Annotated in this window: 21 protein-coding genes, 1 tRNA gene and 1 rRNA gene; 10 read left to right on the forward strand and 13 right to left on the reverse strand. The window is 39.8% G+C overall.

What is annotated here, in order from left to right; genetic code table 11:
• The first annotated feature begins 588 nt into the window (after positions 1-588).
• The 3 genes from Q0081_RS31420 to Q0081_RS31430 are packed head-to-tail and all read left to right on the forward strand — an operon-like array spanning position 589 to position 2,012.
• Positions 589-1,146: a hypothetical protein gene (locus tag Q0081_RS31420; protein WP_298363028.1), complete on the forward strand. Its 558-nt coding sequence runs from the start codon at positions 589-591 to the stop codon at positions 1,144-1,146.
• The gene (locus tag Q0081_RS31425; RefSeq protein WP_298363030.1) at positions 1,128-1,592 is read left to right on the forward strand and encodes a hypothetical protein; all 465 of its coding nucleotides are present in this window, start codon (positions 1,128-1,130) and stop codon (positions 1,590-1,592) included. The genes Q0081_RS31420 and Q0081_RS31425 overlap by 19 nt, the downstream gene beginning before the upstream one ends.
• Before the next feature lie 6 nt (positions 1,593-1,598).
• Positions 1,599-2,012 (forward strand): hypothetical protein, encoded by a 414-nt coding sequence (locus tag Q0081_RS31430; protein ID WP_298363032.1) that lies wholly within the window; start codon positions 1,599-1,601, stop codon positions 2,010-2,012.
• Positions 2,013-2,424: 412 nt separating this feature from the next.
• Here Q0081_RS31430 and Q0081_RS31435 read toward each other — a convergent pair.
• Positions 2,425-2,497 (reverse strand) — tRNA-Met (locus Q0081_RS31435).
• Positions 2,498-2,620: 123 nt separating this feature from the next.
• On the opposite strand from Q0081_RS31435, the gene era reads away from it, so the two are divergent.
• The 3 genes from era to der are packed head-to-tail and all read left to right on the forward strand — an operon-like array spanning position 2,621 to position 5,313.
• Positions 2,621-3,547 (forward strand): GTPase Era, encoded by a 927-nt coding sequence (era, locus tag Q0081_RS31440; RefSeq protein WP_298363034.1) that lies wholly within the window; start codon positions 2,621-2,623, stop codon positions 3,545-3,547.
• A gap of 37 nt (positions 3,548-3,584) precedes the next feature.
• The gene (locus Q0081_RS31445; protein WP_298363036.1) at positions 3,585-3,947 is read left to right on the forward strand and encodes a four helix bundle protein; all 363 of its coding nucleotides are present in this window, start codon (positions 3,585-3,587) and stop codon (positions 3,945-3,947) included.
• Between the two features lie 55 nt (positions 3,948-4,002).
• Entirely contained in the window at positions 4,003-5,313 is a 1,311-nt protein-coding gene (der, locus tag Q0081_RS31450; protein ID WP_298363038.1) for a ribosome biogenesis GTPase Der, read from the forward strand.
• Positions 5,314-5,396: 83 nt separating this feature from the next.
• Here der and Q0081_RS31455 read toward each other — a convergent pair whose 3' ends face one another.
• From Q0081_RS31455 to ubiE, 5 genes are all read right to left on the reverse strand, one after another.
• Positions 5,397-7,550, reverse strand: a complete 2,154-nt coding sequence (locus tag Q0081_RS31455; RefSeq protein ID WP_298363040.1) for a S46 family peptidase — start codon at positions 7,548-7,550, stop codon at positions 5,397-5,399.
• 65 nt (positions 7,551-7,615) lie between these two features.
• Positions 7,616-8,815: a chromate efflux transporter gene (gene chrA, locus Q0081_RS31460; protein WP_298363042.1), complete on the reverse strand. Its 1,200-nt coding sequence runs from the start codon at positions 8,813-8,815 to the stop codon at positions 7,616-7,618.
• A gap of 57 nt (positions 8,816-8,872) precedes the next feature.
• Complete coding sequence (locus Q0081_RS31465) at positions 8,873-9,832, reverse strand: isopenicillin N synthase family oxygenase (RefSeq protein WP_298363044.1); 960 nt, start codon at positions 9,830-9,832, stop codon at positions 8,873-8,875.
• 60 nt (positions 9,833-9,892) lie between these two features.
• The gene (locus Q0081_RS31470) at positions 9,893-10,633 is read right to left on the reverse strand and encodes a porin family protein (protein WP_298363046.1); all 741 of its coding nucleotides are present in this window, start codon (positions 10,631-10,633) and stop codon (positions 9,893-9,895) included.
• Positions 10,582-11,304 (reverse strand): bifunctional demethylmenaquinone methyltransferase/2-methoxy-6-polyprenyl-1,4-benzoquinol methylase UbiE, encoded by a 723-nt coding sequence (gene ubiE, locus Q0081_RS31475; RefSeq protein WP_298363048.1) that lies wholly within the window; start codon positions 11,302-11,304, stop codon positions 10,582-10,584. The genes Q0081_RS31470 and ubiE overlap by 52 nt, the downstream gene beginning before the upstream one ends.
• 113 nt (positions 11,305-11,417) lie before the next feature.
• On the opposite strand from ubiE, the gene Q0081_RS31480 reads away from it, so the two are divergent.
• Positions 11,418-11,750, forward strand: coding sequence for a phage holin family protein (locus tag Q0081_RS31480; RefSeq protein ID WP_298363050.1), 333 nt, complete (start codon positions 11,418-11,420; stop codon positions 11,748-11,750).
• Here Q0081_RS31480 and Q0081_RS31485 read toward each other — a convergent pair.
• From Q0081_RS31485 to Q0081_RS31515, 7 genes are all read right to left on the reverse strand, one after another.
• On the reverse strand, positions 11,737-12,339 hold the full coding sequence (locus tag Q0081_RS31485) for an acetyltransferase (protein WP_298363052.1): 603 nt from the start codon (positions 12,337-12,339) through the stop codon (positions 11,737-11,739). The two genes, Q0081_RS31480 and Q0081_RS31485, sit on opposite strands and share 14 nt — an antisense overlap.
• A gap of 80 nt (positions 12,340-12,419) precedes the next feature.
• Positions 12,420-13,025 (reverse strand): sugar transferase, encoded by a 606-nt coding sequence (locus tag Q0081_RS31490; RefSeq protein WP_298363054.1) that lies wholly within the window; start codon positions 13,023-13,025, stop codon positions 12,420-12,422.
• Entirely contained in the window at positions 12,994-14,175 is a 1,182-nt protein-coding gene (locus Q0081_RS31495; protein WP_298363056.1) for a glycosyltransferase family 4 protein, read from the reverse strand. Before Q0081_RS31495 ends, Q0081_RS31490 begins: the two co-directional genes overlap by 32 nt.
• A gap of 79 nt (positions 14,176-14,254) precedes the next feature.
• Positions 14,255-15,016 carry a glycosyltransferase gene (locus Q0081_RS31500; RefSeq protein ID WP_298363058.1) on the reverse strand — a complete coding sequence of 254 codons (762 nt, stop codon included), beginning with the start codon at positions 15,014-15,016 and terminating at the stop codon, positions 14,255-14,257.
• 10 nt (positions 15,017-15,026) lie between these two features.
• The gene (locus Q0081_RS31505) at positions 15,027-16,655 is read right to left on the reverse strand and encodes an acyl-CoA carboxylase subunit beta (protein WP_298363060.1); all 1,629 of its coding nucleotides are present in this window, start codon (positions 16,653-16,655) and stop codon (positions 15,027-15,029) included.
• Between the two features lie 62 nt (positions 16,656-16,717).
• Positions 16,718-18,277: a neutral/alkaline non-lysosomal ceramidase N-terminal domain-containing protein gene (locus Q0081_RS31510; RefSeq protein WP_298363062.1), complete on the reverse strand. Its 1,560-nt coding sequence runs from the start codon at positions 18,275-18,277 to the stop codon at positions 16,718-16,720.
• 51 nt (positions 18,278-18,328) lie between these two features.
• Positions 18,329-19,165, reverse strand: a complete 837-nt coding sequence (locus tag Q0081_RS31515) for a 5'-methylthioadenosine/adenosylhomocysteine nucleosidase (RefSeq protein ID WP_298363064.1) — start codon at positions 19,163-19,165, stop codon at positions 18,329-18,331.
• Between the two features lie 103 nt (positions 19,166-19,268).
• Here Q0081_RS31515 and Q0081_RS31520 point away from each other — a divergent pair, with 103 nt between their 5' ends.
• From Q0081_RS31520 to Q0081_RS31530, 3 genes are all read left to right on the forward strand, one after another.
• Complete coding sequence (locus Q0081_RS31520; RefSeq protein WP_298363066.1) at positions 19,269-21,956, forward strand: MGH1-like glycoside hydrolase domain-containing protein; 2,688 nt, start codon at positions 19,269-19,271, stop codon at positions 21,954-21,956.
• A gap of 113 nt (positions 21,957-22,069) precedes the next feature.
• Positions 22,070-22,426 (forward strand): hypothetical protein, encoded by a 357-nt coding sequence (locus Q0081_RS31525; RefSeq protein WP_298363067.1) that lies wholly within the window; start codon positions 22,070-22,072, stop codon positions 22,424-22,426.
• Positions 22,427-22,911: 485 nt separating this feature from the next.
• Positions 22,912-23,023 (forward strand): 16S ribosomal RNA (locus tag Q0081_RS31530); the annotation flags it as partial.

The raw sequence follows: 23,023 nt of genomic DNA on the forward strand, positions 1-23,023 counted from the left end.
GGCAAAAACGAAGGGCAATGGCTTGGTCCCCAAAAGGTTCTCGAAATCTTGCCATCGCAACCGCATATTTCAAAATACCTGCCTAATATAGTTTGCACAAATTATTTACAGTAACTAAAAAAATAATAGTCAATTAGCACTTAAAACACTCTTTGTAGGTGTCTCACTTGCCATCTATTGATATAAAAAATTGTAAATGGACTCTTCATTCATTTTAATGCTTAAGTCGTTCTAATGCAAAATGTGAGAGATTTTTGTTGAACTTCGATTTCTTTAAAATAGGTAACGTGTTGTTATACAATAAGTTAAATTTGGAAGAGATGTAATAATATTGTAACTTTGCGTCCCAAACGGGACACATCAGCATAGTTAATTGGTAATCTATTAAACTACAATGACTTAGATGATATGGCAAATCTAAATCATAAATACTTTTACTGATGCTATGATATGCCGTAAAGGCCAAAAAAATCTCTTATGGTATAGTAAAAATAATGAGAAATTGCCTTAATTCTTCAAATCTTTTAGAAGGTAGCTTACCTTGGAATAGTTTTTGCACAAGGTAAAATGCTACTATTATAAAATTCAATGACAAAACTTACAGAGATAGTAATAAGGGTTGTTGGTAGTTGGAATACCAAAATCTTTACACCTATTTGGATAAGCGAAACGCTTTTAAATTTCAATATAAAGGACAGCTTAGAAATTGTTTTTAATAAAGAATTACAACCTGCTTTTATATTTAAAGGTATTAGAATTATCCCCAACGAAAATTATGTGGATGTCCTTATTTTTAAAGCTGGTCAAGAACTAACTACTGAAACTAAGGAGATTGCTGCAAAGGTAGTTTTAAATTTAATGACAACTTTACCCTTTACGCCTAAGTTAGGTGTTGGATTCAACTATAAAGTAGAGATAGACGAAGAAGTAGAAAAAAAACCTGACCCTCTTTTCCCCGGGTTTGAACTTACCTCTTTTAATCTAAGAAAGGATGAAGATGATTTTCAGTTAAATTTAATTATTTCTTTTGAAAATAATAGTAATGTATTATTCAATTTTCATGTTTTAAATTTAGAATCAATTAACTCTAAAACAGTTGATAATCACCTTGAATATATTAATAACTTATGGAAAACACGAAATTAATCACTGTTCCAGACAATTTAGGGGGAATTAACGGATATGATAAAGGATTTACTGATTCTTCATTAAGATTCAGTTTTGATAGTTTATCAAACGATGATGCTGCAAAATTTAATTTTGAAATGCCTGATTTAGCTCATTTTACTAATATATTTGCACTAAAAGATTATTTCAAAGATACAGCAATCATAAACTTACTTAAGAAAACCAAATTTCTGCAATTATACATTCAACTGATTGAGAATCAAATTACAGAAGAGGAGTATGAGCAGAAAATTGAGGAAAATTCAGATGACTTTTATATTAATTTAAAAGCAATCCAATCAGATTTGGATTATATTGCATTAACGTCTGTTTTACAAAAGTTACCCAAAAAACTATCTGTTGATGATGTGTCTGAAATTTTTGGAATACAACAAGAATCTCTATTCAATAGAATTTTAAATTAATACCCCATGGTTAAACATTTGGTTGGTGAATCAATTGAATGCGATAAATGCGAATTAGTAACAAGAAAAATTGTGCCTAGCTCATTACAAATGCATCATATTTTGGGTAGAGTAATGAAATATGATTGTAGCCGCAATTGTTCAGCTAAAAATCTGAAAGAATTAAATCCAAAAAAGTTTAGAGTGAAAATGACGTCCGATTTGGATTTAAACACACTATTGTCGGCAGAGTCTATTTTTTTGTTTACTACAAAGCTAAGACCTTTAAAATTAAATGTGGTTAACGAGTCTGGGAGGCATAAAGCAAATGAAGGGGTAGTTGATGGATTTACTTTTGCTGAAATCAAATATCCAATGGAGAATGTTTTAAATGCAATCGCAAAAAGAAAAGAATTGTCTTCAAAAAAATCACCAGATTAAATTTTTCAGATAATACTGACTCTTTTCTGTCTGCTTAGATACTTTTTATCATTTGATAAACATTTAATATTAGAAAATTTTTGATTGTTTAGTCAAGCATACACTGATTATTAATAAAAAACCCCGCTGGTAGTCTCCGGCGGGGTTTGTTGTTCAATTGTCTAAAACTTCACCGTTTGGCAAAGTGTAGGCAAAGCTACATAGTAGTATTGAAATTTCAAGTATTGGGCAAGTGTGTAAAAGTGACGATTTAGAAGCAAATCAAAAATTCCGTCCCCCAAACGGAAAAAGTGACAGCCTCAAAAGGGCTGTTTTTTTGTGCCTACTTTAAGACGCTTAACCAAACGCTTAACATTGACCAAAATCAAAAAGCCTAACTATCTAAGTGTCAGATAATTAGGCTTTTATGTTGTAGCGGGAACAGGACTCGAACCTGTGACCTCCGGGTTATGAGCCCGACGAGCTACCAACTGCTCTATCCCGCGGTGTATTGGGAGTGCAAAGGTAATGCCTTTTCCAGAAAAAACAACTACCTTTGCAAAAAAATAATTTTATTTTAGTTAATCTTCTTAAAAAAAAGAGGTTAACGGTTTAAAAAATTGAGAATTATGGAAACTGAAGATATACAACCTTACAATAATCCTAATCATCGTGCGGGTTTTGTGAGTATAGTGGGCAAGCCTAATGTGGGTAAGTCAACGTTGATGAATGTATTGGTTGGAGAAAAACTGTCTATCATTACGTCGAAAGCACAGACAACCCGTCATCGTATTATGGGAATTTTGAACGGTGTACACGAAGGAACTGACTTTCAATTAGTGTATTCTGACACCCCGGGCATCATTAAGCCCCAATACAAATTACACGAATCCATGATGGAATTTGTGCGTGATTCGTTGGCGGATGCCGATGTTGTACTATTCGTTACTGATATTTTTGAGAAACATGATGAAGAAGAAGTCTTAGAAAAATTGGCTCGTACCGAGGGCGCTGTGATATTGATTATCAATAAGATAGACTTGGCCACAGAGCAACAGTTACAGGAAAAAATTGCTTACTGGAAAGAAAAACTCTTTACGGCGGCGATTGTGACCGTTTCGGCTTTGAAACAGGAGGGGATTGATCAATTGTTTACGGCCATTATGGAATACTTGCCCGTTCATCCCCCTTATTTTCCTAAGGATGAACTGACAGATAAGCCCGAACGCTTTTTTGCGGCCGAAATGATTCGGGAAAAAGTTTTTATGAATTACAAGAAGGAAGTGCCTTACAGTACGGAGGTTATCATCGAAGAATTCAAAGAAAAGAAAGATATTATTGTGATTCGTGCTGTGATTTTGGTAGAACGGCAGACCCAAAAAGGGATTATTATTGGCGATAAAGGCTTGATGCTCAAAAAAATTGGGACCGCTGCCCGGGAAGATATGGAACAGTTCTTCGGTAAAAAGGTGTTCTTAGAACAATACGTCAAAGTAGAGCCTGATTGGCGCAATAAAATTCAGAGATTAAAGCAGTTTGGGTACGAAAATTCTTAATGAGGTTAAAGTTTAAGGAACAAAGGTTAAAGTTGGAATGCAGAATTATAAGGATTTGATTGTTTGGCAAAAATCTCATTTACTGATACTTGAGATTTACAGGATTACTCGAAAATTTCCTAAAGAAGAACAATACATCCTTACTTCTCAATTAAAAAGAGCCTGTCTTTCGGTTGTTCTTACTATTGTAGAAGGTTGTGGGAAATATACCGATGCCGATACTGCTAATTTTTTTCAAACTTCATTAGGCTCGATACAGGAAACAGAATATTGTTTGTTGGTATCTAAAGAATTGGAATACATCAACAAAGAAGAATACACTCAATTAGAACAATCAACAGGTGCAATTAAAGGGATGTTAATCTCGCTCATTAAGCGAATTCGAGATAGAGACAAATAAAACTCTACATCGCACGGGCGACCCCGATTACACCCTACACTTTACGCTTTTAGCAATGTCAAATATAGTAGCAATAGTAGGACGCCCGAATGTGGGCAAATCAACGTTTTTTAACCGATTGATTAAAGAGCGTCAGGCCATCATGGATGATCAAAGCGGCGTAACGCGCGACCGCCATTACGGATACGCATACTGGACTGAGCAGTATTTTACAGTCGTTGATACAGGTGGCTATGTAGTAGGTTCGGAGGATGTTTTTGAAGGAGCTATCCGCGAACAGGTCGAAATCGCCATGGACGAAGCAGATGTCATTTTGTTTATGGTAGACAGTATGACAGGGCTCACGGACTTAGATAAGGATTTTGCGAATGTGGTTCGTAAGTCCAAAAAACCTGTTTTTCTGGTCGTAAACAAAGCCGAAACCCGGGATAGGGAAATGGCAGCGGCTGAATTTTATGAATTAGGATTGGGTGAACCGTATACTGTTTCTTCACAAACAGGGAACGGAACGGGAGATTTGTTGGATGACGTTGTCAAACATTTCAAAACGCCCGGTGTAGAAGATCCTGATGCTGGGATTCCTAAAATTTCCATCTTAGGCCGCCCCAACGTAGGTAAATCCTCTTTTCTGAACGTATTGACCGGTACTGAGCGAAGTATTGTAACAGATATAGCCGGAACCACTCGCGACGCCATTAATACGCGTTATAAAGCGTATGGCAAAGATTTTATTTTGGTGGATACGGCGGGTATTCGACGGAAGGCGAGGGTGAAAGAAGCTATTGAGTTTTACTCGACGCTTCGTTCGGTCAAAGCCATGGAAGAATCCGATGTGGTAATTGTGATGATTGATGCTTCTGCTAAAGGTTTAGAAGCTCAGGACCTTCACATTATCGGCATGGCACATAAAGCCAAAAAAGGGATTGTGATTATGATGAACAAGTGGGATTTGGTGGAGAAAGATTCCAAAACCTCAGACAAAATCCGTAAGGAAATGATTGAGCGACTTGCTCCAATGGATTATATGCCGATTATTTTCGGTTCCGTTCACGAAAAGCAACGGATTTTTCAGGTAATGGAAAAGGCGACGGAGGTATATGAAAATAAGTCCAAGAAAATTACGACTTCTAAGCTGAATGAAGTGATGCAAGTGGAGATTGAAAAATATCCACCGCCAGCGCATCGGGGTAAACATATCAAAATCAAGTACATGATTCAATTGCCTACCCCTTCGCCCACGTTTGTATTTTTCTGTAATCACCCCAAATATATCAAGGAGTCGTACGTACGCTATTTAGAAAACCGTATGCGCGAAAACTTTGGTTTTGAAGGAGTTGCGATTACGATATTCTTTAGAGAGAAATAAGTCAGTTTCGAGTTTACAGTTTGGGGTTTATGGGTTGTTTCTGCAACTAATTCACTCTAAACCCCAAACTGTAAACCTAAAAACTATTTCACTACTTTCAATTCTTTCACTAAGTCGGAGCCGCCGAGTTTTTCGATGCACCAAAGTACATAGCGAATATCCACGTTGATACAGCGTTTGTATTTTTTGTCAAAGACAATATCTCCCGACATTGCTTCCCAGTTGCCATCAAAAGCCAAGCCAATCAATTCTCCTTTGGCGTTCAAGACAGGACTACCGGAGTTGCCTCCCGTGATATCGTTGTTGGTAATAAATCCTACCGTTACATCGCCATCGCTATCGGCATATTGCCCAAAATCTTTGTTTTTATACAACTCCAGAAAGTTTTGAGGCAAATCAAACTCGTAATCTTTGGGTTTGTATTTTTCTATAATCCCCGTCAACGTGGTTTTGTACTTGTAATGAACTCCGTCGCGCGGGTCATAATCCTGAACATTTCCGTAGCTGACACGTAATGTACTGTTGGCATCGGGGTATTGAACCCACGAAGGATTCATTTCACTCAATCCTTTGATGTAAGTTCGAGAGAGTTTTTTATCAACTTCCTGAAAATCAGTTACAAATTTGTTGTATTTGGTGATGTAGTTTTTACGGAAGCTTTGAAAATACTTACACGCCCAGTCATTGGTGAGGGTTTCGTACGTTGGGTTTTCTAAAAACTTTAAAAACCGTTCTTTCGTAGAAAAATTGGAAGTCAGGTAGGTTTCCTGAGCAAATTTTTTGAACGATTCTTCTGGTGTGCCTGCCGAAAATTTACTCAAAATCTCGGCAATTACCTCCGGATGTTGGTTTTTGGGAATATCATTGTAAAATGCCAACAACGTTTGAGCAACGATTTTTTGGTCGGAAGGAAGATTAAAATCCTTAAAAACCTCGTCTGCATTGGCCTTGAAATTTCCCGTGATTTGACCGATTTCGCTTGTTTTATTATCTTTTAATACGCTTTCCAAGCGCGTCATTGAAAGCACAATCGGGGCTAAATGTGCCCCAAACAAGCCTTGGTTCAAATACTGAGGGTGCATTGCGTAGGGTTCATAAGCCGAATATGCTTTTTCCCAATCTGTAAACAGGTTTTCATATTCCGGTTTTCCCTTCGCCCATGTCTTAAATTGTTCCTCCTGTTGTACTTTTTGGTCATATACCTTCAGCTTTTGAAGTTGCTGTGTTTGACCGATAAAGTATTTCCAGTAATTGGCGATGTTGGCATATTCGGCCGAAAGGGCGAGTTTGGTGGCTACGTCTTTATCCATCTCTTCTTTCCAAGCCTTGAGACGAATATCGCGGTTTTTAACAATGCTCATATTCACCTTGTCAATGGCCAATTTGATTCCCATCGAAGATTCATACCGATTGGTACGGCCCGGAAAACCAAATACCATCGAAAAATCACCCGGTTTGATGCCTTTAAGCGAAACAGATAAGAATCTCTTGGGCGAGTACGGTACATTGTCTTTAGAATAAGTAGCGGGTTTGCCGTCTTTAGCGGTGTAAATTCTGAAAACGGAAAAATCGCCCGTATGGCGTGGCCATTCCCAGTTATCTGTGTCTCCGCCGTATTTTCCCACCGATTGAGGTGGTGCTCCTACCAAACGAATATCAGTAAAGCGTTCAAAAACAAGTAAATAATAAGCGTTTCCTTTAGCGAATTCTGTGACGGACGCTTCGTAATGAGTTCCCTCTTTGGCTTTGTTGGAGAGTTCGCTGCCCAATTGATTGACTTTAGCAGCGCGTTCTCTTTCTCCCAAACCTGTTAATTGGGGAATAATTTTATCGCTTACGTCTTCCATTCTCACCAATCTCCGTATCCAAAGTCCTTCAATAGGTTTTTCATCGGCATTCGTTCTAGCCCAAAAACCATTGTCTAAAATATTGTTTTCAGGGGTGGAATTGGAAGCAATGGCTTCATATCCACAGTGATGGTTGGTGAAAATCAAGCCTTTGTCAGACACGATTTCAGCAGTACAAAAACCGCCCATAGAGACAATTGCGTCTTTCAAACTTGCGTTATTGATGTCGTAAATGTCTTTGGCCGTGAGTTTGAAGCCCTGTTTTTTCATTTGGGCTTCATTTTTCCCGATAAGCGACGGTAGCCACATCCCTTCATCCATGGGATTGCCTGCCCAACTGAAGGTTAAACTCGTAAGGAGTACAAATAAAGTGATCCTGATTTTGGTCATGTTTGTTGTTGGAAAAATTAGAAAGAAGAAAAATACTACTATTGGTGTTTTCGATACATTATGGATTAGAACAGGAGTCCAAGTAAAATTCCTCCCAAAACAATGCCATAAGGGGGGATTTTGGTGAAATAAAGCAGAAATAAAGTGGCTAAAATGCAGATGACGGCTGTTGAACCTGTGGCGGTAGCCGTGAACATGCGAATAACTGCGGCCACCGTCAGTCCCACACTGGCCGCATTGATACCTTCCAGAGAAGCCCGGACGCCCCGGTATTTTTTGAGTTCGTTCCAAAAACGGTATACAAAGAATATTAAAAACGTACCAGGTAGAAAAATTCCCGCAGAAGCCGCTAAACTCCCCCATAATTGTCCTATGATTCCGTCAGAACGCATAGATAAGGCACCAATGTACGAAGCAATGGAAAAAACTGGTCCCGGAATCACCTGCGCCATGGCCATTCCCGTTAAAAATTCCTGTTGAGTCAAGTATTTTTTAAATTCAACAAACTCGGTGTAAAGCATGGGATTCAGCACTTGCCCACCGCCAAATACCAAACTGCCATTGCGATAAAAGTTTTCAAACAGGCGAATTGGCAGTGAGTGAGTTATTTTTCCTAAAACGGCGGCTATAATCAATACGCCCAACCACAGGAAAAAATTAGCCCATTCAATCCGAATTGGCGTTTTCTTCATTTTCTGTAAGTTGCGGTATTTGAGCGCTGTTACCACTGCCCCCAATGCAATGACAATAGGTGTCATGTAAGGCGAAGGGAATAAATAGGCAACAATGGCAGAAATAATCAAAATCAACCAGTGTATTCGATTTTTGATGACTTTAGCACCAATCGTAAACCCGCCATACGTCAGAAAACCGATAGCCATAGGTTCCACAAATCGCATGAACGAAAGCGATATCTGGTGTTTTTGAAGGTAATAGATTCCCAATGCGGCAAAGGTCATGACCAGCACGGCGGGCAATGACCATATCAATACGGTCAGGTAAGCCAAGCCGGGTCCTCCCATTTTGAAACCCAAGGCAGTAATTGTCTGTGTAGAAGTAGGACCGGGAAGTATTTGGCAAAGGGCTTGTAATTCAAGAAGTTCGGCTTCGGTAAGGTAGCGCCGTTTTTGTACAAACCGTTCAAGGAACATTACTAAGTGAACTTGCGGTCCCCCAAAACACGTCAAAGCTAACACCAACACATCCCTCAAAAAGATGATATATCGAATCCGTCTAACGGGTGGGTGTAAGAGTGATTCCGACAAGTTGTAAAAATGATTTTTCCTGTTCCTTCAGCAACGGAAAGGAGCAGGAGTTAGATTCTATGCTTTTTTCAAGCCCAATTCAATAAGTCGTTCGTTCAAAAATTCTCCTGCTGTCAAATCTACGTATAATTTGGGATGGTCAGCATCTATGCAACTCTCCAGACATGTCAAATCCATATCGGCACGTGGGTGCATAAAAAACGGGATAGAGTAGCGTGACGTATTCATTTTTTCGCGAGAGGGATTTACTACTCGATGAATCGTGGATTTGAGATTATGGTTGGTGAGCCGGTCGAGCATATCACCCACGTTAACAATGATTTGGTCGGGTAATGCCGTAATTGCAATCCATTTTCCATCACGGCGAAGTACTTCGAGGCCATCAGCACTTGCGCCCATCAACAAGGTAATCAGGTTAATATCACCGTGAGCAGCCGCACGTACTGCACCATCGGCTACTGTAGCTGGGTCAAGCGGGAAGTAATGCAAAGCTCGCAGGATACTGTCTCCATTGCGGACTTTTTCTTCAAAATAATCTTCCTGCAGACCTAAATAAACAGAAATGGCCCGTAAAAGCGTTTTGCCTGTATTTTCAAAGGTGGTAAATACTAAGGAAGTATATTCTTTAAATTCGGGAGTTTCTTCCGGGAAAATATTATGAGGCATTTCGCCTTCCGGCTCGGGCTGACCTACGTGATAAAACTCTTTTAAATCAGCTACTTTGAAACCTTTGGCTTTTTCGCGACCCTTTCCGATATAGCCGCGTTGTCCATTGAGTTCAAGAAATTCGTATTTCTTTTTTACTTCGTCAGATTGTTTGAAAAAAACCTGAACAAACTCATAAAGTTTGGTACGCAAGTCTTCGGTAAGTCCGTGATTTTTAATGGAAACAAAGCCGATATTATTAAATGCTGTACCCAAATCTTGTACAAATTTGGCTTTGTGCTCAGGGTCACCGGAAGTAAAATCGGATAAATCTAAAGACGGGATTTCGTCTAAAAGTGCAGTTTCTGACATGATTTTGAAAATTTGCAAGAGTGTTCAAACACCTAATGCAAAGTTTGAAAAAACAATTGGTTATTCAAACATCAAATAAATAGTTACTGTATGCGAAGTGAGTCGGCGAATGCCGCCGCTGGCAGCATTGGTGTCGTTGTTGCGAAATAAGTTGACAATGCCATGAGAAAAGCGAATTTCGGGAGAAAATTTGGTGTACGCCAAAAACTGTTCTAAACCAAATCCATAGTCGACGGTCAAATCTGTACTTTTCGTGTTAAGAAAATCTGATCCCTGACGCAATCGCTTACGAACGTTGGTTTCAAAGCCAAATGTCATTCCCCCAAACATGTACATACGGGTATTAGCTCGGCGTTGAGATTTGTATTTAAACAATAGAGGAATTTCTATCCAGGTGGCTTCGCGCAGTTCGCGACGAGTACTCCCTTTGGCAAACTCATACTCTACTGCCCGATCGTAGAGTGATACAGAAGGGGTAGTACGAATATCCCAATGCTCATTAAGATAGCCATTTATCACAAATCCCATTCTAAAACCTATTGTAGTAGGTGCGGTGATGCGGCTGGTAGTATCTTGGTTGAGAAAGGTATTATTATGAACAATATGAAAACGAGTGACAGGCAACGCAAAAAGAAAACCATAATGAATGGGCTTGTCATCGTAATATTCTAAATTTTTGCGATAGTAGCCGCCAGTTTGGGCATTAGCTGCTCCAATGAACCCATAAACTATCACCAATAATCCCAGAGCTATTTTTTGCCCACGTAAATTGAACAAATCCCGAAAGTGAGTGGTATGCATTTTGTGTTTTTAAAGCCAGCCTGTTCATAAACTTTCAAAAAGTCATTCCCGTCAGGAAATGCCTGTACCGATTCCGGCAGATAAGTGTAGGCGGATGCATCTTTCGACACTATTCGTCCGATAACTGGTAAAATGTAACGAAAGTAAAAGTTGTATAATTGTTTGAAAGGGAAAGTTTTCGGTTTTGAGAACTCTAAAACCACACACGTCCCCCCTGATTTAGTGACTCTGCACATTTCTGTCAATCCAGCAAGCAGGTTTTCAAAGTTTCTGACTCCAAAAGAAGCAATCACTGCATCGAAAGAATTGCTTTCCAAGAGTAAGTTGGTAGAATCTCCTGTTCTCAATTCTATGACATTTTTCATGCCAAGTTTCTTGATTTTCTCCCGTCCCACGGCTAACATTCCTTCCGAAATATCTACCCCAATGATTTTAGTTGGATTGAGCTTAAGTGCTTCGATGGCAAAATCGCCTGTACCGGTGGCTATATCCAGAATAGTTTGCGGTTTTTCTGCGCGGAGCAATTTAATAGCGCGTTTGCGCCAATAAAAATCAATTCCTGCACTGAGGAAGTGATTTAAAAAGTCGTAGTTGGACGAAACATTATCGAACATTTCAGCGATTTGTTCGCGCTTAGTAGCGGTTTTGTCTTTATAAGGTACTACAGTCATAGATGTATGAAGTCAGTAAAAAGTCTGCAAAGTTACAACCCATAGTTGGAAAACGCTTTGTAAGACTCAATAGTTTTGCGTAAAATTGTTATTCATACTTAACTCTTGTTTGAATGCTTGAGAAAATCGAAGAAATCCGTGACTATTTGTTTAAGTACCTTGAAGCGCGGGTGGATTTATTAAAAACAGAGGCACAGGAAAGCCTGGAGAATATAGTCATTCAAATTATCTACTTGGTTGTATTGCTCTTACTGGCCTCAATGACAGGCATTTTTGTATTTATGATGATAGCAGTTCTGCTCAATGAGTGGCTGGAAAGCCGCTATGCTGGCTTTGCTATTGTCTTTGGCGTTTTGTTGGTCTTAACTGGATTTTGGGTGAAAGCAGGAGGCTGGGTGCATCATATCGTTCGCCGATTGCTTTTCCAAGTTTTTAAAAAGAAGTGATTTTAATAATTCGTCCAGGATTGCCGCGCACAATTGCAAAATCAGGGATATTTTTAGTAATTACACTTCCTGCGGCAATCAGGCAGTGTTTGCCAATTGTCAAATTAGGCGTTACAATCGTACCTGCACCAATAATCGTTCCTTCGCCTACACGTACATTTCCGCAAAGTATAGCGCCGGGAGCAATGTGAGAAAAATCTTCAATAATGCATTCGTGATCAACAGAAGCTGAGGTGTTGATTATAACGTGTCTGCCAACTTGCACATCGGCTTGTAAGACAGCACGATGCAGAACAACGCTTCCTTCCCCTACCTTCACACTTTCGTCTAAAAGGGCCGCTGGATGAATAACTTTACCAAATCGGTGTTGAATAAAAGCCGCGACTTTTTGCCGAATGTGATTAGCACCAATAGAAATGATAAGTTGTTTCTGAGGCTCATAATCAGGGCGGTAACTCCCTACGACAGGAATCAGCCCCAATTCTTTCTTTGACAGGTCATCATCAAAAATTCCCTTTACTGAAACCTCGTTAGCTTGTAAGCAGCTGATTATCACTTTGGCGTGTCCACTGGCACCGTAGAGAAGCATAATTAAGTTTACAGTTTATACGGGGCCGCCCGTACGGTTTACAGTTTGTCAATAGTTAAAATACTGCAACTAATTGGTATTCAATGGTTTCCTTTGAATTTTTCCATCGTTGCACTTTGATTGGAATTGATTCCTTCTGATTTAAAGACCTTCGACAGTGTCATCCACAAAATTTTAACATCAAAAACAAAAGATAGATACTCAACATAGTAGACGTCATAGTCAAACTTTTGTTGCCACGAAATGGTGTTTCTGCCGTTTACTTGTGCCCAGCCCGTTATTCCGGGCTTCACTTCGTGGCGGCGGCTTTGGCGGTTATTATATAAAGGTAAATATTCCACCAACAGTGGCCGAGGGCCTACCAACGACATTTCGCCTTTTAAAACATTAATCAATTGTGGCAATTCATCTAAAGAAGTTTTTCTTACAAATGCCCCAACTGCGGTGAGCCGCTCGGCATCCGGTAATAAATACCCCTGCGCATCCCGTTTGTCATTCATCGTTTTGAATTTTACAATGCGGAAAATTTGCCCGTTTAAACCGGGACGCAATTGAAAAAAGAAAGGTTTACCATCATTGTAAACAGATAATAAAAGGGTAACAATGACCGTGACGGGCAACGTAATCAGGAGCAAAATGAAAGCAACGATTTTGTCAATCAGTGGTTTGAACAATTGGCGATACATTTTGCAAAGTTACGGATTCAGTTTCTGCAATCAAACGTCGATAAAGTACCCATTTGGCATTCCAAACATCTAAGGGAAAAAAATCGGCCTGAACTCGTTGTCGGGCAGCTTTACCGTGAAGTTGGACAACCGCGAAATTTTGAAGATAATACTTGATTTTTTCGGCTAAATCGCCCGCAGAGCGCGGTTGACAAAAAATACCTGTTTGGTTCTCAACGACGGCATCCTTCAAACCTGTTACGTTGGAGACAATAGCCGGTTTATTCATGGCAGCAGCTTCGAGTACAACATTGCCCAACCCTTCGCGATAGCTGGGAAGTACTAAAAAATCCATTAGGGCATAATATTCCAAAACACTTTTTTGATGTCCCAACCGAATGATACTGGAATCGTTATCTAATTTTTGCAGCAATTTTTGCGGTAATTTATCCCGTTCATCTTCTCCACCAATCAAAAGCAATTTCGCGTTGGGACAAGATTGTTTCACTATCTGCCATGCATCATATAGTTGCTGAATGCCTTTATCGCTGGCAAGTCGCCCTACAAATCCAACAATGGGTTGGTTTTCAGTAAGGTGATATTTGTTGCGAAGTTGTTCAATAGCAGCGAGGGCTACTTTTGAGGGATTAAAGCTATTTTCTGCATCTATACCATTACAACTGCCGTTGTGCATGACAGAAATTTTAGATGCTTGAACCAACTTCTTTTGGATAGCACTTTGGCGTAGCGAAGGACTGACTGCTATAACATGAGTTGCAAACAAACACATTGTCTTTTCAGCAAACCACCAACAAAGTCTACCCCAGAAGGTGGCTGTTTCCAAAGGTAACCCATGCATTTCGTAAATTCGTATAGGAATACGCTTGAGCCGAGCAGCAATCATTGTGAGAAAAGCTGCTTTGGGCGTATTTCCATGAACAATCTGAGGTTTGGTTGTGCCTAAGAAATAAATTAGTTCTCTTAAATTTAGGAATGAATGCCATAAATCAGTTTTGCGTCGAAAGGAGATTGGGTGGATCTGGATGCTGTTTCGCAAGCAAAATGCCTCTAAATCATTTCCATCATCGCTGTTCGATGAGGTTACTACGCTTAAATCGTAGCCATTTTGTTTCCAAAATTGCGCCTGACCTTCCACAAAACACAGTGACATTGGTACCGTAAAAGTCTGAACCACACGCATGGTATCAATTGTTTGGATTTAAGTAATCCGAGTACGTTGATTTTATAGACTATGTTTTTTTCAAAAAGTCACGAAGTAATTTTGCGGTGCTTATCAGTATTCCACCTAAAAAGGGAAATAATCGGCCTTTTGTCCCGTAAAAAGACCACAAAACGGTTATCCAGCCCCAACGGGCAGTCAGTTTTTTAGAAAAAGAAGGTGTTTCAAAATAATCTAAGAGAATGTCGGGTAAGTTAGCGTAACTGCTTTCATTATGAGCCCGAAGGAGTAATTCTTGATCTTCATTGCGTATATAGTCACGGTATTTCCAATGCTGAAACCAGTCTTTATGCCCACACCACGTAGGATGCGCTACTGAAATGGTTTTTAACCACGGTTGAGAAACAATTTGATGATGAGAAGTGGGGAAGATATGTTGCCTAACCTGTTTTCCTTCTTTGTTTACTACGCATATGGCAGTACCTACCAAATCAATTGTTGGATTGACTTCCAAAAAAGAGATTTGGTTTTTCAAACGTTCAGGGTACGACACGTCATCAGCATCCATACGGGCAATGTACGGTGTGTCAGTTAGTTGTATTCCTTGATTAAGCCTTGTTACAATGCCAAGGTGCAGGCCATCGCTTATGATTTTGATGCGGGTATCTTTGAAACTCTGCGCGATAGATGAAGTAGCATCAGTTGACCCGTCCTCCAGAATCAATAATTTCCAATCAGGATAGGTCTGATTGATAATAGAAGAGATTGCTCGCGCCAAAGACTCTTGCCCATTATATACGGGTAAAAGTATAGTTACTTTGGGTTGAGACATAATTCGTTTTTTAGGTTTGAATTACGCCTACATTAAAAGCTCGTGAAATAGGAGCGTGGTTGGCAGCTTCGATACCCGAAGAAATAATGCGGCGCGTATCAAGTGGATTTATAATTCCGTCGGTCCAAAGATGAGCAGCTGCGTAGTAGGGGTATAATTGCTCGTTATATCGGTCGGTGATTTCTGTTAAAAGCTCATTTTCTACTTCGGGTGCAATCGTTTGGCCTTTTGCTTTAAGCGTTGCTACCTGAATCTGTAACAACGTTTTAGCGGCCGAAGCACCGCTCATTACGGCCAATTTGGCGGTGGGCCATGCATAAATCAGGCGTGGGTCATACGCTTTGCCGCACATAGCGTAGTTACCTGCACCGTACGAATTGCCTATAATAAACGTAAATTTAGGAACGACTGAATTTGCTACGGCATTCACCATTTTTGCCCCATCTTTGATAATACCACCTTGCTCTGAACGACTTCCTACCATAAAACCCGTTACGTCGTGCAAAAAAACCAGCGGGATTTTCTTTTGGTTGCAATTCATGATAAAGCGAGTGGCTTTGTCAGCAGAATCTGAATAAATCACGCCGCCCATTTGCATTTCGGTGGCGGCATTGCTGCCTTTCTTTGCTTTCACCATCTTTCGTTGGTTTGCCACAATGCCTACTGCCCAGCCATCAATACGAGCATAACCACAAAGAAGGCTTTGCCCATACAGTTTTTTATATTCTTCAAATTCGGAATTGTCCACCATCCGCTCAATGATTTCACGCATATCATACGGCTTATTACGGTCGGCAGGAAGAATATCGAATATCTCGTCAGGGTTTTTTGTAGGAAGTGTCGGGGTAATTCTATCAAAACCTGCCGTAGGAGAATGGCCGATTTTATCAAAAATTCGTTTTATGGCATCTAAACAGGAAAAATCATCAGGGTATTTATTGTCCGTTACTCCCGAAATCTCGCAGTGAGTGGAGGCACCGCCCAAGGTTTCGGCATCTACGTCTTCGCCGATGGAGGCTTTGACTAAATAGGGGCCGGCCAGAAAAATAGAACCTGTTCCTTCAACAATCAATGCTTCATCGGACATGATTGGTAAATAAGCACCACCTGCTACACAACTGCCCATGATAGCCGCCACCTGCAAAATGCCCATAGAAGACATGATGGCATTGTTGCGAAAAATGCGTCCAAAATGTTCTTTATCGGCAAACACATCTGCCTGAAGAGGAAGGTAAATTCCTGCACTGTCTACCAGATATATAATAGGTAGGTGATTTTCAAGGGCAATCTCCTGTGCACGAAGGTTTTTCTTGGCCGTAATCGGGAACCAAGCCCCCGCTTTGACCGTGGCATCATTGGCCACAATCACACATTGTCGACCCGAAACTTTGCCAATTCCTATCACCACACCTCCCGAAGGACAGCCTCCTTCTTCGGCGTACATGCCATCACCCACAAAAGCACCGACTTCTATAAATTCATCTTCGTTATCAATTAAATAAGAAATACGTTCACGGGCTGTCAGTTTTCCTTTGGCTTTGTGTTTCTCAATATTTTTGGTTCCACCTCCAAGTTTGACTTGTTCATATCGCTGTTGCAGTTGATCCAGCAATTGCTGATGAAATTCGCGATTTGTCATAATTTGATGAAGATTAATTGACCCATTAGAGTCATTTTTTCGGAATACAAGTGGAAAAGTCCTTATTTAGGCAGTTTTTCGAGCATTTCTTTCAAGGTTTTATGCAATATGGGAGCGGTCTCAGGGCCGGCAGAATTTACTTCTCCATAATGAGCTTTGGGGGAATCATATAAATAAGGAGCCTCTTTGTCCCATTCAGATTTAGGAATGATATATCCCAATTCATCATTTGCTAACCCCAAAACAAATTTGTACTTGCCGGGCATTAAGTTACGCAGCGGAGGAGTTTCAATCGGTTCTGCCAATTTAAAGTCACCTTCTTTCGGCGTTTCTATTCCACCACTGGCGATTTCCGGGTATAGTTCTCCGGGAATAGTAATAAAACTCACCTCGCCAATACTCAAAGCAGCTGTTTCGGTTTGAAAATGTGCCCAACTACTATATCCGCTGTCTATAATTCCCAAAGCAACTCCCAAGCGGAACAAAATATTTCCTACGGGCATTTCAAAGGTTTTGGCTATTAGATTTATGCCTCCTTTTACAGGCTCAGATTTTTCTAACGCATTTAGTGCCAGTAAAGCCAACGTAGTTCCTTGCGCTTCCGCCTTCTCGAAAGTAGCCCCTTCATAATAAACGTCTTTAAAAGGATCTTTGATTTTTACAGTCGGACGAGTAGTCATCAATCCGCCTACACAACCCGACGCATACAACACAATGCCTCCTAATCCTTTTTTAGCCAATTTTTTATCCGTATAAATTCCTTTTTCGATGCCTTCCCGTACATAATGCGGAAAATCAGACGTAATTAACGTATTCTTACTCCAGAGCGTTTCGGGATGATTTCCCCAAACCACAAATGCGCCCAGTGTAGAGTCGGATTTAGCATCAGTCGCTTGAAGAATATAAACACCCTTGTCTTTTACAATTGGTTTGCGGGTATCTATGTTGAGCGAGTCAGAACCCGTTAAATCTTGGGCCACACGGAGATTGGCCGTTTTTAGATTTTTCACAGCTATTCCGATAGACTCGACAATCCTGTTTTCAACCCATTTCTCAAAAATAGGGTTTACTCCTCTCTTCAAAAAGCTATCTCTCCACAACCCGAGCATATCAGGAGCTTCGTGATTATGAGTGCTGCATATTATAGTATAGGTAATGCCGAATTTGTCGGCGAGTTTTTTGCGAACGTTAATGACGTTGTTATGAGGAAACCCGATTAAATCAATGGCTACTACCGCCAGTCGTGTATGACCATCATCTATCACCATAGCTCTTGCCCATAAATGATCATGAACACCGCTTGCGGCACGTTTTTTACTAAATCCTGCTAGCCAATAAGCATCAAATTTTTCATTCCCATTTTTGTCTTCAAAAGTATCGCCGTCTTCTTTATTATAGGCGGCATCATCATTTTTATCAATCCATTTTTCTGAAATTTCAGGTGTGATTTTCAAAGCAGCAAATCCTGCTTTATAAGTTACAGTATCTTTGGGTGCTTTGATGTTTAAGCTAAGTGAGTAATCGGGGTGACGATTACGACCATTATAGAATGCAAAAACTCCTAATAAAATAATAACCACTAAAATTGCCAACCCAAAGGCCGACCATTTGATTTTTCTCATAACCGATTGCGGAGTCTAATGATGAAGAGCAAATAAAGCGCAAAAAGTTTATTAATCAGGCAGTTTCATTAATATATTTATTAAAAGGTGCGCTGAGTTATAGGCCGCAGTTTTTTTGAAGTTATCAATACTTTCTTTTGCTTTACTGTCGGCTTTATCGCTCATACTTCTTATGATTAAACAAGGTACTTGCTGTTGCCAACAAAGTTGGGCTACAGCGGCACCCTCCATCTCTGTGGCATCAGCATTAAATTTTGAACGAAGTTCTTTCACTTTCGTTTCGGATGTAACAAACAAATCGCCCGTAACAATGGTACCTATTATTATATAAGGAGGCTTTGTTTGGTTTGCCACTATTTTAAAGTCGGTAGTTTGGACGGCTGATTTCGCAGAAAGCAGCAGTAAAGAATCTGCGGGAAAAAATAAAGGATTTAATTCACGGTTAATAGGATTACGAGTGTTTCTTGTGAAGACACTATCATTGGAAACTTGTCCATAATCATATTGTAATGTTTGCTTACCTATAACAATATCGCCCGGGCTTAAATCGGGATGTAAGCCCCCCGCAATTCCCGTAAAAATGACTCTCTTTGGGCGAAACTTCTGTAATAAAAAAGCTGTCGTCATGGTAGCATTTACTTTACCGATTCCTGTTTTTACAATAACAACGCGGTGTCTGCCGATTTTTCCGTAGTAAAAGGGGACGCCATGAACGATTTTGGTTTTGGGTTTTTGTAAAGACTGACGTAGTAATTCAATTTCTTCATCCAGTGCACCTACTAATGCAGTTATTGGTTTTTGATGATAAATCTGTGAGAAACCGGGGATGATTGCGAAAAAACTCAGTAGTAATAGCAGTTTCCAGCGTAAAAAAGACGTAGATATCATTGCAAGGAGGGTTAATAAATGCTTAATTGACACAAAATTGCAGAAAAACGTATTGCGGATTCTACTATTTTTGTAATTATTAGTTAACCCACTTTAACTTACGATGAAAGATACTGCCGAAAGAAAGCGTATTCATGCGCGTGCCGATAATAAAGGTTGGAAAAAATGGGGGCCCTATTTAGCCGAGCGTCAATGGGGTACTGTCCGTGAGGATTATAGTTATTGGGGAGATTCATGGGGATTTATTTCTCATGAATTAGCACGCTCGTATGCCTATCGTTGGGGCGAAGACGGTATTGGAGGAATTTCTGACAACAAAGGTCATATATGTTTAGCGTTCTCTTTTTGGAATCATGAGGACCCTATTATTAAGGAGAGGCTTTATGGTGTAACAGGGCCTGAAGGTAATCATGGTGAAGATGTGAAGGAACTGTACTATTATTTAGATAGTACTCCTACGCACTCGTACATGAAGATGTTATATAAATACCCGCAGGTTGCTTTCCCGTATGCGAAACTGGCAGATGAAAATCGTAAAAGAAATCGTCTTCAACCCGAATATGAGATTATAGACACGGGTATTTTTGATAATAATCGCTACTTCGATATTTTTATTGAGTACGCCAAGGCAGATGAAAATGATCTCCTCATTAAGATTACCGCTCACAATCGATACGAGGAAGATGCTCCTTTGACACTATTGCCTACATTATGGTTTCGCAATACTTGGTCTTGGGGATACGAGCAATTTAACTATAAGCCCATTTTAAACGGTATTGCTAATCGCCAGATAGAAATCAATCACCGCTTGTTAGGAAGATACAAGTTGTACTTTGAAGGTGCTGACGAATTGCTTTTTTGTGAAAACGAAACAAACACGGAGCGCATTTTCAGTAAACCCAATGCCTCACCGTATGCTAAGGATGGGATTAATAATTATGTTACAACGGGTAAAAAACAGTACATTAATCCTAATCATATAGGTTCTAAGGCTGCGGGACACTATAAGAAAATTGTTCCCGCAGGAGGAAGTGTAAGCGTTCGATTACGTTTTTCCAATCAGGCACACATCGCTAATCCATTCGCTGACTTTGACGATATTTTCAAATTAAGAAAAGAAGAGGCGGATGATTTTTACGATGATTTACAACAAAATGTAACTGACCCTGAATTGCGCTCTATTCAGCGGCAAGCTTATGCAGGAATGTTGTGGAATAAGCAGTTCTTTTATTATAATGTAAATGAATGGCTTAAAGGGGACCCTAAAATGCCTTTTGAGTTTAAGGGTCGTGCCTATCCACGCAACCTTACGTGGAAGCACATGTACACGGCGAATATCCTTTCCATGCCCGATAAGTGGGAATACCCGTGGTTTGCCGCTTGGGACTTGGCATTTCATACAGTAACGCTGGCTCGTTTAGACCCTTATTTCGCTAAAAGGCAATTGGCGGTTGTCTTACGCGAATATTATATGCATCCAAACGGGCAGTTGCCTGCCTATGAGTGGAACTTCTCAGATGTTAATCCACCCGTACATGCGTGGGCTACTTGGAAAGTGTATGAAATAGATCGAGAAATGAATGGGCAGGGGGATGTAGCGTTTTTAGAGCGTGTATTTCATAAACTGCTTCTCAACTTTACATGGTGGGTAAACAGAAAAGATGCAGAAGGTAATAACGTCTTTTCGGGAGGATTTTTAGGGCTTGATAATATTGGGGTTTTTGACCGAAGTGCTGAATTGCCCACGGGAGGTTATCTCGAACAAGCAGACGGAACGGGTTGGATGGCCATGTACACTCTTAATATGCTTCGCATTGCCTGCGAAATTTCTCTTGTACGACCGGCGTATCAAGACATGGCTTCTAAGTTTTTTGAACACTTCCTGCATATTGCTGCGGCAATGAAGTCACTTGGTGATCATAAAATTAGCCTTTGGGATGAAGAAGACCAGTTTTATTACGATGTCCTTCATGCTCCTGACGGCAAAAGCATGTTGTTGAAAGTTCGCTCAATGGTGGGTTTAATTCCACTTTTTGCTGTAGAAATTCTGGATGAAGACTTATTGTCTAAGTTACCAGATTTTAAAAGACGCATAGAATGGGTACTCACCAATCGTCCGGATTTGGCTTCGCTTATATCCCGTTGGCATGAGCCGGGGAAAGGAGAGTCTCATTTATTGGCATTGTTACGTGGACATCGAATGAAAATGCTTTTGAAACGTATGTTTGACGAAACTGAATTTTTATCAGACTATGGAATTCGAGCTTTATCAAAATATCATGACGAACATCCGTATGAATTTTTTGTCAATGGAGAGGTTCTTCGGGTTAAATACACTCCTGCAGAGTCTGACAGCAGTATATTTGGAGGTAACTCTAACTGGCGAGGCCCTATCTGGTTCCCGCTCAATTTTTTGATTGTTGATTCCTTGCTGAAATTCTATAATTATTATGGTGACGACTATGAAGTAGAATACCCAACAAATTCAGGAAATGTAATGACTGTTCGCGAAGCTGCCGTTTGTGTAGCCGAAAGACTCATTAATATATTTCGCCGCGATTCAAAAGGTAATATTCCTGTTTTCAGTTCGTCCAAACTATTTCAGGATGATCCTCACTTTAAAGACCTATATTTATTCTATGAGTACTTTAATGGTGATACAGGTGATGGACTTGGAGCTGCACACCAAACAGGATGGACGGGGCTCGTTGCTGATTTGATTGAGCAGACTTCTGTGCACAAAATCAAGTTTGGTACTATTCCTCAAATCGTAGAGACAAATGGAGAATAACTATATCAGGTTATTCATTATTCGCATAGAATCCTGTATTATTTAATATAAAGCAGGAAAAAACTTTTTAATCGTCCCGTAAGTTATTAGTCCTGCACCTATACGTAAAGCCAATGGAAGAAATAGACGAGCATTTGAACAGTGATTGGAAGCAGCTTTTGGATGTTTTAGAACAAACAATCGGAAAAAGACCTTCAGATTTAAATAGTGTACTGTTTTTAATAGGAGTACAAGAATTAGGAAGGGGCCCTATACTCTTTAATAAAGAGCAGAAACAGGATTTAATGCACATTGCAACGTGTAAAGTTCTTAGTCTTTCGGGGTTTTATCAATTAGAGGGCCTGGACAAGGATGGTTGGCCACACTGGCGACTGATTGAAAAACTGCCACATTTCAACTTAATGTCTCAGGAAACCTTACTGAAAATTCATGTAATTCGGTATTTTAAAGAAGAAGCCAAGGTTTTTTGAAATATAAACCATCTAATTGTCAATTGATTAGATGGTTTCCGAAATGTTTTTTTTAAATAGTAGACCCAAGCTATTGACTTTTATAAAAAAGAGCGTACCTTTGCACTCCCAAATCAAAAAGAGAGGGAGTGCAAAAAGAAAATAAAATTCCAAAGAAAAATAAAAAAAATATTTGGAAATAAGATTTAAAAATCAGACCTTTGCAACCCCAAACAACAAGAGAGAAAAATAAAAGTAAAAGGTTTTCCAGAAAAAGTTTTGAAAAATAAAAATCAAAAAAACATTTGGAAATAAGATTTAAAAATCAGACCTTTGCAACCCCAAACAACGAGAGAGGGAAATAAAAGTAAAAGCTAAGACAATTAATTAGCACAAGGTTTAGAGAAGTTCTAAACGTTAAGTTCTTTGACAGGTTGGTGAGAAAAATAACGACAAAGCGTGTAACAGTACAATTAAATGACTTTTATAGTCAATTTCAAATATTTACGATGGAGAGTTTGATCCTGGCTCAGGATGAACGCTAGCGGCAGGCCTAATACATGCAAGGCGAGGGGTTAGCAATAACACCGTCGTACGGGTGCGTAACGCGTATGCAAC

Source organism: Runella sp., from assembly GCF_027484545.1.
In the GTDB taxonomy this organism is placed as follows: Bacteria; Bacteroidota; Bacteroidia; order Cytophagales; family Spirosomataceae; genus Runella.